The following is an 11,404-nucleotide window of genomic DNA, read 5'->3' on the forward strand; positions in this document are numbered from 1 at the left end:
AGGAGGTTGGTTTTATGCAAAGCCCTTGACAGCGGAAAAGATGCCTCTTGGTTCAGTACTGGTGGTGGGAGGCGGCATTTTCGGCATGCAATCTGCTTTGGACTTAGCGGCAGCGGGATTTCTTGTTTATCTAATTGAAAAGAAACAAACCATTGGCGGCATATTACCACAAAGGGATAAATTATTTCCTAACAATAGCTGTGCATTGTGCACCACGTCTCCCCTGTTGATAGATGTTGTACGTCAGCCCAATATTGATATTCTCACAGGTTCGGAATTAATTGAGTTAGCGGGTCAGACGGGCCATTTCATAGCCACTGTACTGAAGAAGACGGCTGGCAGGGCTAAATTTAATTCCAGTTGTTGGGCCTGCGCTAAGCTTCAGCAGACAGAGGGGACAGAACAGGCAAAAGAGTTTCCCTGTAAAACGGTGCCAAAGGGTTCTGATCCGGAAGAAATTATTGAACAAAAAATAAAATTGGAAGTTGGAGCTATTATCTTAGCCAACAGACAAGAACTACAATTGATTAAATCCTTCGGAGTAGCAGGAAATAAGAAGGGCATTTTCACCAGTAGTGCGTCCTACGAGCCTAAGGATATTGCACAAAACGTAGTAGACGCTGGTGCTGTTGCTGCTGCAGTTTCCCAATTGTTAGTATCTGCCCGGGGAAGTCTAGTTCGCCAGCCCAAATACCTTTCGGAAAGAGATGTTTCCAGAGAAAAACCACGGGTGGGAGTATTTGTCTGTGGCGGCGGTATGAACATTAGCAGCGTCGTCAATGTGCCTCAAGTTATAGAGTATGCCGTAAACTTAGAGCAAGTAGCCTTTGCTCAGGAGTTTCCTTACCTATGTTCCCAGAGTAGTAGGGAAAAAATCAAAGAAGCCATGGTCAAGCACAATTTAAATAGGATCGTGGTGGCTGCCTGCACGCCCCTTACTCATGCAGCGTTGTTTCAAGACTGTTTACAAGAGGTTGGTTTAAACCGGCATCTTTATGAACAGGCCAACATTAGAGAACAGGTTGCTTGGGTTCATCTAGAATTACCTGGGAGAGCCACGGAGAAGGCGAAAGATTTAATAAAGATGGCGGTTGTTAAGGCTCGTTTACAAAAACCTACCGAGAAAACCAGATTTGATTTCAAACGCTGTGCTTTGGTGGTGGGTGGAGGTATTGCCGGCATGACCAATGCCCTGTCTTTGGGTAACCAAGGTTATGAAGTGATCCTGGTTGAAAAAACCAGTAAACTAGGTGGGCATACCCGTTCACTTAAATATACGTTGACTGAGATTAATCCTTTGTCTGTAATACAACAACTTGAGAAACAAATTACACAGAATTCTAGAATTAAAGTCATTTATAATGCGGAGATTCAACAGATAGATGGAGCCGTAGGAAATTATCGTACTGTCCTCAAGGTAAATGACAGTGATAACCTAGAAGTGGAGCACGGTATTGTAATTATTGCCGTTGGTGCTCAGGCAGTCCAACCAACGGAGTATCTTTATGGCCAACATCCCCTGGTGATTACTCAACAGGAATTAGAGGGTTGTCTGGACTTACTAAAACTCTCAAACCTAAAAACAATTGCGATGATTCAATGTGTCGGTTCACAGGAGGGAAGCAGGTCATATTGTAGTAAAATTTGCTGTCACCAGGCAATGAAAAACGCTATTAAGTTGAAAAAACAGAATCCCAATGCCGAAATATATATTCTTTATCGTGACATAAGTACTGGTTTCAAAGATAGATATTATAACCTGGCCAGGCAAAAGGGAGTAAAACTGGTCCGTTATCATAGTAATCATAAGCCGCTGGTTGCTCCCAATGGGGAAAGCGTTTCCTTACAAGTAATGGATGAGATTACTGGTTTACCCCTAGAACTTGAGGTGGATTTGCTAGTTCTCTCCACGGGTATTGAACCAGCGAAAGCTAACCAATTATTAAGTAAACTAATTAAAACCCCCCTTAACGACCATGGTTTTTTCTCGTCAGTGAATCATAAGTATAAGCCGTTAACATGCCCGGCCGATGGGGTTTATATATGTGGCATGGCCCAAGGACCCAATACCATGGATGAAAGTATAGCTCAGGCCGAGGCTGCGGCGGTTCAGGCGGGGGCTTTCTTAGCCAGGGAGTACCTGGAGTCATCTGCCAATAGCGCAATGGTAGATGAGGAACTATGTCGCGGCTGTGGTTTATGCAGTCAGAACTGTCCCTATGATGCTAGGGTACCGGATAAATATAAAAAGATCTTTCGAGTCCAGGATACCCTCTGTAAAGGTTGTGGCATATGTGTTTCGGTTTGTCCCTCCGGAGCAAGCCAACAAAAGGGTTTTAGCAAGGAACAATTGCTAAATATGATTGATGCCGCCTTAGATTAACGCAAATATTAGGTCTAAAGACCTAATTTCTCCTCCTCTTACCCGGATTCTAATTCGGGTATTTTTTTAGCATAAACTGTCCTCTAAACAAATCTCATAAAGATTTTAACATCAAGCCTGGTCATTCTCTAGAAGAACCCATCCCTATCACCGTGTATAAAGAACACGAACTGGAAGAACTTAATACCGGGAAACACTAAACCTAAAAAACAAGGACTGTTGCACGTTTTGCAACAGTCCTTGTTTTTTAGGTTATTTTCAGGGTTTTATAGGGTTTTCTGGATAATTGTCCAAATCTGTGCCTTTTTGACATATTCTGGGTAGATTATTGACAATTAACCAATGGAACTATATGATAGAAATATCAGAAATTTCTAATAAATATGAAATAAATATTCGGAATAATCTTAAAATTTAACCTTTTTAGCAAGAGGTTATTGCTAAAGTTGGCCAACTATTTTAATTATGATTAGGAGTGATGTAGCATGAAGGCATTTGTTATGAAAAAAATTGGAGAGACAGGTTGGGTTGAAAAACCTGTGCCGAAATGTAGCCCGATGGGTGCGCTTTTAAAGCCCATTGCTCTTGCTCCATGCACCTCTGATGTGCATACGGTTTGGGAAGGTGCGGTTGGCGAGCGAACAGATTTGACCCTGGGCCATGAAGGCGTCGGCGAGATCATTGAGGTTGGTCCTCTGGTTAAGGATTTCAAACCGGGCGACAAGGTAATCGTTCCAGCTATTACTCCGGATTGGAACTCCTTGGAAGCTCAGGCTGGTTTCTCGATGCACTCGGGCGGTATGCTAGGTGGCTGGAAATTCTCCAATATTGCCGACGGCTTGTTTAGCGAAGTGTTCCATGTAAATGACGCGGATGGAAACCTGGCCTTGCTGCCCGAGGGAGTCGATCCTGCGGCGGCCACGATGCTATCCGATATGGTTCCCACAGGGTTCCATGCCTCTGAATTGGCTGATGTTAAATATGGCGATACCGTCTGCGTTATCGGCATTGGCCCGGTAGGCTTGATGGCTGTGGCGGGTGCCGTTCTCAGAGGAGCCTCCCATGTATTTGCGGTAGGAACAAGACCTAACTGCGTGCAGGTCGCAAAGGAGTATGGTGCTACCGACATCATCAGCTATAAAGAGGGTTCTATTGACAGCCAGGTATTAAAAAAGACCGGCGGCAAGGGTGTAGATAAAGTGTTGATTGCAGGTGGTAACTGCGATACATTTGCCGAAGCCGTTCGCATGCTCAAGCCTGGTGGTGCCATAGGTAATGTCAACTACTTAGGCGAGGGCGAGTATATTAAAATTCCTCGCGCCGCTTGGGGCGTAGGTATGGGCCATAAAAAAATTGTAGGTGGCTTGATGCCCGGTGGCCGATTGAGAATGGAAAAGCTTGTGTCGCTGCTTGTGACAGGACGGCTGGATACCAGCAAATTGATCACCCATCGTCTGCAAGGACTGGAAAGTATCGAAGCAGCCCTGATGCTTATGAAGGATAAGCCCAGAGATCTCATTAAACCCATTGTTTTGTTGTAAGCAATGCCTCTCCCATACGCAATGGAGCTGTCGCACTAGTACAGCCCGGAAAATAAGAAAAGACGGCCGATTGGCAAATGCCAGAAGCCGTCTTTTGCTGTAAAATATAAATTGTGAAGACCAGTACCTTGCAGCCAGATCATACATCAAACGGGAGTATATATCAACTGGTTCTACTTATAGAGAACTTATCCTAGCTGATGATTCGGTAAGGTTTCTGGGTAGAAAATTTTTAGTTTAGGAAGGAGTACATTGTGGAAAAAACTGTCTTAACCATAGAAACGTATAATATGTCTGCCAAGGACTTTGAAAATAAATTTATGAACCTAGATTTGTATAAAGAAAATCTAAATTCATTCTGTAGATTGTTAAAGCCTGGCTCAAAGATATTAGACCTTGGGTGTGGCCCGGGAAATGTAGCAAAATTTTTGTATGAGTTGAATCGAGATTATACCATTGTGGGGATAGATCTTTCAAAAGAAATGATTAAATTAGCAAGACAAAATGTTCCGCAGAATTCAGTGACGTTTAAAGTAAGGGATATTCGAGATATTGAAATAGAGGAAACCACGTACGATGCAGTTATTGCTTCGTTTTGTATTGTACATTTAGAAAATAGCGAAACAAAAAATCTACTAACAAAGATAAGCAAAATGCTCAGAAAAAACGGTATGTTGTACATAAGTTGCATGGAAGGAACAAAATCTGGATTTGAGACCACCAGTTTTAGTGATGGAGGGAACATCTATTTTAATTATTACACGGAAGAATTTTTGACTCATATTTTGGAAAAGAATCAATTTAAAATTTTAGAGATAAATAGACAGAATTACTCCGAAAATGATGGGAGTATCACAACTGATATGTTCTTTTTTGCTTGTAAGGTTTAAGTTCTATAATCCATATTAGATCGTCATAGGAATCCTTAGGTACTATGAGGAATTGACTGGTTAACAATGGGGTCTAAATATAGGATCAACCCCTTCAATATAGAACCGAAGTGATCAGGGGAAAATTTATCTAATCAATTATTACGCATTAGCTAAAAAATGGTTACTAAACTTTTTAATTAGCTATTACGTTCTCTCCAGAGGGATATTAGAATCATTGTTCCCGCTAATATAATTATAATATTGCAGGCAATTCTAGCTAGATGATATGGTAAAAAATAAACTAAGAAAACTATCAGGAATATTAAACCCGAGACCAATATTCCAAGTTTGCCATACCTTTTCCTACTTTTTTCTTCATTATTAAAAATAGAGATGTTTAAAATGCCGTTTCTATAAAGTAAAGAAAATGACATAAGGGCAAATCCATAAAAACATGTAAATATTATGAATGCTAACTTAGGTTCAATTACTAATGCTAGGACCCTGTAAAGAAAATAGAATGCTGCATTTATACTAACTAATAAAAATAGAAATATGATCTCACTTTTAGTAATCTTCATAGATAACACTCCTTTAAAAATCTGCCTTATGTGTATAAAATATTCTTCATAAAGTCTGAACGTACCTTTGTATTATAGTAAAAAAATATGTTACACATTCCAATCGGAGGTGTAACGAATGAATAATGCGTCACAATCGTAGCTAAATAACAGTGAAATAAAAAAGCAACATCCGTGAAAGATATGTTAAAGCATTCTTAACATTTCACGGGGTAGATGATATGAATAAACTTCCTAAAATAGCAATAATAGGTGGAGGGCCGACGGGTTTGGCATGCGCATTAGAATGCGAGAGGCTAGGCGTTATTCCTCATCTCTTTGAGAGTGGTGAAACAGTTGGCTGGGAGTGGCCCTCTGTAATTTTACTTCTTAATATTTTAGAGGTTCCTATGGGTGGTAACATTAGAGAATACATTAAGGACATATATAAAATTGACATTCAACCAATTTCTCCTTGTAAGGAAATCATTATGAAGTCACAAAACAAACAGGTAAAGATAACAGGAAATCTAGGTTATTTTTATTCTCGTGGTAAAAGGAAAAGTTCCCTGGAAAATCAGCTTCTAAATATGCTCAAAAATACCCCTGTCTTTTATAATCGGCCAGCCGACTATAAGGAACTCTCTCAAAATTATGACTATGTGGTTGTTGCTACAGGAAATGAAAGAATTTCTAAGGAACTGGGTGTCTGGGAGGATTCTGGGCAAGTTCATATATGGAGTGCCCTTACTCTAGGACATTATAAGACCGATTCTACAACCATTTTTTTTAATACTGAATATGCTGGTGAAGGTTATGCTAGACTTACTCCCTTTGATTCATTTCATGCCATCGTTGACCTCTACAATATTGGTAAGGATAAATTTGAAACAGACAAGCTATTTGACAATTTTATAAAGCAAGAGGGTTTATCTCATTTAGAATTAAAATATCAAATGCTTCTACCCCCCTTTTCAACGGGTAGGGTGAAGAAGTTTCAGGTTGATAATGTATTATTGGCAGGGCGTACGGCAGGCCTAACGGAAAGACTTACAGGAACAGGTGCAATTGCAGCTTTAGGTAGTGGTATATTTGCGGCTAGGGCAATGATTAAAAACAAGAATTATGAAACCTTAGTAAAGCCACTGCAGGCTCATATTGAAAATGTATCTGCTTTTCGTAAAATCTTTGAGAGACTTGATAACGATGGCTTTGATAAAATGGTTGCGATTACGGATACCCCAGGTATTAAACAACTCCTTTACAATACTAGGCTAAATTTTTTAGACATAGTTGGAACCATACTTAAAAGAATATTATAAGAACTCACCCATATACCAGCGGGTAAAGTAAATTTGGTATCGTTAACTTTGGGTAGAAAAAACTAAAATCTTGTTGCAGGTAATAAATAGGAGGATTCAAGTTGAAATATATTGCACTACTACGGGGAATAAATGTTGGCGGAAAAAATAAGGTCTCTATGAGTGATTTAAAAACCTGCTTCGAGAATGCTGGGTTGCTGAATACCAGGACCTATATTAATAGTGGTAATGTCATCTTTGATAGCGAAGAGCAAGATACCACAAAGCTTATCAAAAAGTGTGAGGAAATTTTAGAAAAGGAATTTGGGTTTCCCATTAGCTTGGCAATAATAGATGCTACTACTTTAAAAGAAGCATTAGAGCATGTACCCGAATGGTGGGGAGATGATCCGAACTCAAAGCACAATGCCATTTTTGTGATCCAACCTGCTACAGCCAAAGAGATTATTGCAGATGTAGGGGAAATAAAGCCAGAGGATGAACAACTTTATGCTTATAAAGAGATAATATTTTGGTCGGCCCCACTCAAAACTTTTTCCCGTACACGATGGTCAAAAGTAGTTGGAACAAAAGCGTATCAAAATATTACCATTCGAAACGCCAATACAACAAAGAAGTTACTGGAATTGGTGTTATCTTAAAATGAAAAGGGAGAATGATCAAATAAAAAACTCAGTGATCTAACTGAGATTTACATTATTATAACCGGACAAATTTTCTATAATGGTATAAGAGTTTTATATAACAGGAGACGGACATGTTTAAAAACAAAGTAGCTGTTGTTACTGGCGGTGCCAGTGGTATAGGAAAGGTTATTTGCGAGGAATTCAAAAAAGCAGGGGCACATGTGTGCATGATTGATAAGTTGTCTAACGACTATTTTGTGGGTGACATTGCCGATGAAGAAACTTTAAGTGCCTTTACAGCCAAGGTTATCGATGAATATGGCAGGGTAGATTATCTCATTAATAATGCGTGTCTTTCGCGGGGCGGGATTGAAGATTGCTCCTACGAGGAGTTCAATTATGTTCTTCGCATCGGAGTAACCGCTCCATTCATGCTGGCAAAATTGTTTATGAATTACTTTGGCGAAGGTGCAGCTATTGTAAATATTTCTTCCAGTAGAGATAGAATGAGCCAACCGAATACCGAAAGCTACACGGCTGCCAAAGGTGGAATTTCGGCATTAACACATGCGCTTGCAGTTAGCTTGTCTGAGAAAGTCAGAGTCAATTCCATCAGCCCCGGTTGGATAGACACCCAGGGCACTGAATTTGAGGGGGCTGACAATGTCCAGCACCCTGTTGGCAGAGTCGGTAATCCTCTTGACATTGCGAATATGGTGATGTTTCTTTGCAGTGATAAAGCTAGCTTCATTACTGGTGAAAATATTACCATTGATGGTGGTATGACAAAGCTGATGATTTACCACAATGACTATGGATGGACTTACGACAATAATAAATCACCAAAACCATAGCTGAAAAAATGCACTACCTCGGATCTTGTGCTCGAGGTAGTTCACTACATTTTGGAGGTAACCAATGTCATGCACGCCGATGATAATTGCGTTGATGGAGCGTGCGAAAAAGAAGAAGGGACAAGGCAAATATGCGCCTGTTTATTGCGATAAACTTTAATACCGTAACACGTTCCCGATTGCTTGCCCTGCGCGATGAGCTGTGCTCTCGCTCGGAGTTCGGGAATTTCTCTGCACCGGAGAACCTGCACCTAACGCTTGCATTTCTCGGCGAATGCGATGCCAAGCAGACTGCCGCTGCGAAAGCTGCGATGGACACAATCAATTTTGAGCCGTTCCCCATCAGCATTGAGTGTGTCGGACGGTTCAGACGTGGCGGCGGCGATATTTGGTGGGCAGGTGTGTGCGAGGGCGGACCGCTGTTGAATTTATAGCAAAGTTTGACAGACAAGCTGATTTCAATGTGATTCATACTCGAAAAACGCAAGTACAGCCCACATATCACACTTGGCCGCAAGGTTGTAGCAAACGCTTCGCCGTGGACGATTGAACCTTTTGGAGAAATGGTCGGCAAGATTGATCTGATGAAATCGGAACGAATTCAGGGCAGGCTGACGTATACGTCGATTTATGAGAAGCGAGAGAATTGAAAAAGATGGCGAAGAAAGGCGAAATTTCAACTGTTCGGAATTTCCGAACAGTTGCGATAAAATAAGTTGTTTCACTTGTGACCTTTCATCTCTTGATTTTAACTTCTGATAATGTGAGAGGCTACTGATAGTTTTATATTTCCATAGAACGAACTTGCCAGGAAATACGATAAATATTGGAGGGCTTAGAATGAATAATTTTCTTGAATTAGCTTCATCGAGAAGGAGTATAAGAAAGTTCGAGGATACCATCGTCCCTGCAGAAGATGTTGAGTATTTTATCAAAGCTGCTGTTAATGCACCGAGCGGCTGTAATAGCCAGTGCTGGAGATTTGTAGCGATTAGGGATAGAGATATAATGGAGAGAATAGAAGAAGCTGTTATAAAAAAACTGGAACAAATCTTGGAATTTAATAAAAAAGAACTTACAGAAAGTTACTTAGCATCGAAGCGGAAGATGGTGAGTTTTTTTGCCAAAGCTCCTCTGGTTATTGCAGTCTTTATGACTAACGCTAATTATTATGATAAAGTCTTGATAGCATCATTAAAAGAGCAAGGATACGATGATGAGGGAATCATGAAGCTTCTTGGTAACTTTGATATACTATCCGTCGGGGCGGCTATTCAAAACATGCTGCTGGCTATACACGAAAAAGGCTATGGGGCTTGTTGGATGAACGACCCAGCCATTGCTGGATTGGAGATTAATGAAATTTTAGGGATTCCGCCGGAACAAAAGTTTATTTCGTTAATCCCGGTAGGGGTTCCTGCTTACACGCCAAAGAGTAAAAAGATGAAAGAAATGTCAGAAGTATTTTCAATCATCTAATATAGATGACTACAAGCTACATACCTTCCTCCACCCTAACTGACAAGGATAAGGATGAAAGAATTTACTGTGTTAGGGATTGGGGTTGTTTGCTTTCCAATATTTTGGACGGACCTTGTTGTAAATTCGATCGAAATTCTTTAAAACTAATTATGCTAATGGTACAATTGAACCCAAAATAAGGGGTAGTGATGATGAAGATAGTCGGTTTTATGGGTAGCCCACGGAAGAATGGAAATACGGCGGTATTACTCCAGCAGGTAATGGAAGGGGCCAAAAAAGAAGGTGCAGAGTGCACGGTACATTACCTTAATGATCTAAAAATAAGAGGTTGCCAGGGGTGTAATGCTTGTAAAAGTAAAGGTTACTGCGTTATTCCAGACGATATGCAAAATATTTATCAAACAATTAACGAAGCGGATGTTCTTGTTTTTTCATCTCCTGTTTATATGTGGGAGATGACAGCTCAATTGAAATTAGTGGTAGACCGGTTGTATGCATATTTGAATGCTGACTATTCCAGCAGACTTGCAAAGCCGATCAAGTTTGCCTTGTTGTTTACTCAACATCGAGCAGTTGAAGATGCATTTATGCCATATTTTGAATCGGTAGCCGGCATATTAAAAGTTATTGGATTTGAATTTGTTCCAGAAATCCTAGTAGGCTCAGGATTACACGATGCTGGTGAAGTAAAAAGTAATGATGCTTTAATGGAAAAGGCTTATAAACTTGGACGCAAGTTATCTCTTAAATAAATAAAAATGGTAATCAAGGTGCACAACAGCTAAAGACGTACCCATATGCCCCCTTGCGAAATGAAGGGGCAATGGTACGTCTTATTTGTTTTCTACAGCCATTTTAACTTACCTGCCAGAAGTCCCTTTCCTTAGCTTTCCATGCTTGCGATAACAAGGGCGAAGGTGGGGGATGAATGGCGGGGCAGGATATGGAATATACATTGCAACTGTAAGTGAGGTGAATTTGCTATGTACAACATAGGAACTACAAGTTTCGGATATACCCAACCAAAACACAGGCAGAAACCCTGAAAAACTGGTTAACACTTTGCCGTCTCTGCTATAACGCAGCCTTGGCGGACAGGAAAAACCACTACCTAAGAAACAAAGCCAGTCTAACCAGAACAAAACAGCAGACAACCCTGAAATTGGATAAGGACAAACACCCTCAACTAAAAGAAGTCCACTCCCAGGTACTACAAGAAGTGCTGCTTCGGTAGAAAAAGCCTATCAGGCATTTTTCCGCAGAGTAAAGGCTGGAGAGAATCCGGGCTACCCAAGATACAAAGGTATGGGGCAGTATAACTCTCTGACCTATACCCAATTTGGCGAGGGCCTCGGAGCATGCTTCAAAGAAGGGCAACTAGCTCTATCTAAGATTGGCTTAGTAAAAATCAAACTGCACCGGGAAATGCCAGGTAAAGTAAAGACTTGCATCATCAAGAGAGAGACTACCGGCAAATGGTATGCAGTGCTATCGGTTGAAGAATACCCGGTACTATACTCACCGAACTGGAAAAAAACCGGTCTGGATGTTGGGATAGAGAAACTAGCCACCTTATCAGACGGCGAGCAAATCCCTAACCCTAAACCTATACAGAAATCAGAGAAAAAGGTAAAGCGTGCCCAGAGGGACTTATGCCGTAAGAAAAAAGGTTCAAAAAACAGAGAAAAGGCAAGGCAAAGACTAGCCAAAATCCACGAAAGAATTCGCCATCAACGTCAAGACTATCTCCACAAAATAGCCAGT

At 40.7% G+C, this 11,404-nt stretch carries 11 protein-coding genes and 1 pseudogene; 11 read left to right on the forward strand and 1 reads right to left on the reverse strand.

The genetic code is table 11. The features are described 5' to 3' along the window. Positions 1 to 40 precede the first annotated feature (40 nt). From BUA78_RS18535 to BUA78_RS18545, 3 genes are all read left to right on the forward strand, one after another. Complete coding sequence (locus tag BUA78_RS18535) at positions 41 to 2,383, forward strand: CoB--CoM heterodisulfide reductase iron-sulfur subunit A family protein (RefSeq protein WP_139257459.1); 2,343 nt, start codon at positions 41 to 43, stop codon at positions 2,381 to 2,383. A gap of 485 nt (positions 2,384 to 2,868) precedes the next feature. Beyond that, positions 2,869 to 3,924: an NAD(P)-dependent alcohol dehydrogenase gene (locus BUA78_RS18540; protein WP_072917541.1), complete on the forward strand. Its 1,056-nt coding sequence runs from the start codon at positions 2,869 to 2,871 to the stop codon at positions 3,922 to 3,924. A 254-nt stretch (positions 3,925 to 4,178) separates the two neighbouring features. Continuing rightward, positions 4,179 to 4,814, forward strand: coding sequence for a class I SAM-dependent methyltransferase (locus BUA78_RS18545; protein WP_072917543.1), 636 nt, complete (start codon positions 4,179 to 4,181; stop codon positions 4,812 to 4,814). Between the two features lie 179 nt (positions 4,815 to 4,993). On the opposite strand, the gene BUA78_RS18550 is transcribed toward BUA78_RS18545, so the two are convergent. Continuing rightward, positions 4,994 to 5,377 (reverse strand): hypothetical protein, encoded by a 384-nt coding sequence (locus BUA78_RS18550; RefSeq protein WP_072917545.1) that lies wholly within the window; start codon positions 5,375 to 5,377, stop codon positions 4,994 to 4,996. Positions 5,378 to 5,598: 221 nt separating this feature from the next. Between BUA78_RS18550 and BUA78_RS18555 the strand changes: the two genes are divergently transcribed. From BUA78_RS18555 to BUA78_RS20510, 8 genes and pseudogenes are all read left to right on the forward strand, one after another. Further along, positions 5,599 to 6,678 (forward strand): NAD(P)/FAD-dependent oxidoreductase, encoded by a 1,080-nt coding sequence (locus tag BUA78_RS18555; RefSeq protein WP_072917547.1) that lies wholly within the window; start codon positions 5,599 to 5,601, stop codon positions 6,676 to 6,678. A 101-nt stretch (positions 6,679 to 6,779) separates the two neighbouring features. Further along, a complete protein-coding gene (locus BUA78_RS18560; RefSeq protein WP_072917550.1) occupies positions 6,780 to 7,319 on the forward strand; it encodes a DUF1697 domain-containing protein in 540 nt (179 codons plus the stop codon). Positions 7,320 to 7,435: 116 nt separating this feature from the next. After that, a complete protein-coding gene (locus BUA78_RS18565) occupies positions 7,436 to 8,158 on the forward strand; it encodes an SDR family oxidoreductase (protein ID WP_072917552.1) in 723 nt (240 codons plus the stop codon). 131 nt (positions 8,159 to 8,289) lie between these two features. Then, the gene (gene thpR, locus BUA78_RS19780) at positions 8,290 to 8,592 is read left to right on the forward strand and encodes an RNA 2',3'-cyclic phosphodiesterase (RefSeq protein ID WP_084082513.1); all 303 of its coding nucleotides are present in this window, start codon (positions 8,290 to 8,292) and stop codon (positions 8,590 to 8,592) included. Between the two features lie 406 nt (positions 8,593 to 8,998). Then, entirely contained in the window at positions 8,999 to 9,637 is a 639-nt protein-coding gene (locus BUA78_RS18575) for a nitroreductase family protein (protein ID WP_072917555.1), read from the forward strand. A gap of 194 nt (positions 9,638 to 9,831) precedes the next feature. Then, the gene (locus BUA78_RS18580) at positions 9,832 to 10,392 is read left to right on the forward strand and encodes a flavodoxin family protein (protein WP_072917558.1); all 561 of its coding nucleotides are present in this window, start codon (positions 9,832 to 9,834) and stop codon (positions 10,390 to 10,392) included. A gap of 290 nt (positions 10,393 to 10,682) precedes the next feature. After that, on the forward strand, positions 10,683 to 10,874 hold the full coding sequence (locus BUA78_RS19785) for a hypothetical protein (RefSeq protein ID WP_238456877.1): 192 nt from the start codon (positions 10,683 to 10,685) through the stop codon (positions 10,872 to 10,874). 47 nt (positions 10,875 to 10,921) lie between these two features. Beyond that, a pseudogene (locus BUA78_RS20510) lies at positions 10,922 to 11,404 on the forward strand (RNA-guided endonuclease InsQ/TnpB family protein); the annotation flags it as partial.

The organism is Desulforamulus aeronauticus DSM 10349 (assembly GCF_900142375.1).
Classification (GTDB): Bacteria; Bacillota; Desulfotomaculia; order Desulfotomaculales; family Desulfotomaculaceae; genus Desulfotomaculum; species Desulfotomaculum aeronauticum.

Coding starts and splice junctions, on each gene's coding strand:
- BUA78_RS18535 (WP_139257459.1), top strand. CDS start 41: ATGCCTCTTGGTTCAGTACTGGTGGTGGGAGGCGGCATTTTCGGCATG.
- BUA78_RS18540 (WP_072917541.1), top strand. CDS start 2,869: ATGAAGGCATTTGTTATGAAAAAAATTGGAGAGACAGGTTGGGTTGAA.
- BUA78_RS18550 (WP_072917545.1), bottom strand. CDS start 5,377: ATGAAGATTACTAAAAGTGAGATCATATTTCTATTTTTATTAGTTAGT.
- BUA78_RS18555 (WP_072917547.1), top strand. CDS start 5,599: ATGAATAAACTTCCTAAAATAGCAATAATAGGTGGAGGGCCGACGGGT.
- BUA78_RS18565 (WP_072917552.1), top strand. CDS start 7,436: ATGTTTAAAAACAAAGTAGCTGTTGTTACTGGCGGTGCCAGTGGTATA.
- thpR (WP_084082513.1), top strand. CDS start 8,290: ATGCGCCTGTTTATTGCGATAAACTTTAATACCGTAACACGTTCCCGA.
- BUA78_RS18575 (WP_072917555.1), top strand. CDS start 8,999: ATGAATAATTTTCTTGAATTAGCTTCATCGAGAAGGAGTATAAGAAAG.
- BUA78_RS18580 (WP_072917558.1), top strand. CDS start 9,832: ATGAAGATAGTCGGTTTTATGGGTAGCCCACGGAAGAATGGAAATACG.